Consider the following 203-nt stretch of genomic DNA (forward strand, 5'->3'; position numbering starts at 1 on the left):
CCGAGTGGGGCGGCCTGGGCGCGGCGGCGTTCGGCCGTGCCGTCCGCGATGTCACCGGTGTGGCAGACCAGGTCGGCTTCCAGGGTGTTCACCGTCTCGCATACCTGTGCCGACCTGCGAGTGCGATCGAGGGGACCGTAGTGGGTGTCGGTGATGAGGACGACGCGGATGCCGTCCAACCCGGCACCCAGCCGTGGGAGTTG

The 203-nt window shown here is 70.0% G+C and carries 1 protein-coding gene; it reads right to left on the reverse strand.

The genetic code is table 11. From position 1 onward, the window contains the following. On the reverse strand, positions 1-203 hold a 203-nt coding region (locus KVT44_RS59930), incomplete at both ends, for a metallophosphoesterase (RefSeq protein ID WP_368857634.1).

The organism is Streptomyces sp. GbtcB7 (assembly GCF_019091445.1).
Taxonomy (GTDB): domain Bacteria; phylum Actinomycetota; class Actinomycetes; order Streptomycetales; family Streptomycetaceae; genus Streptomyces; species Streptomyces mirabilis.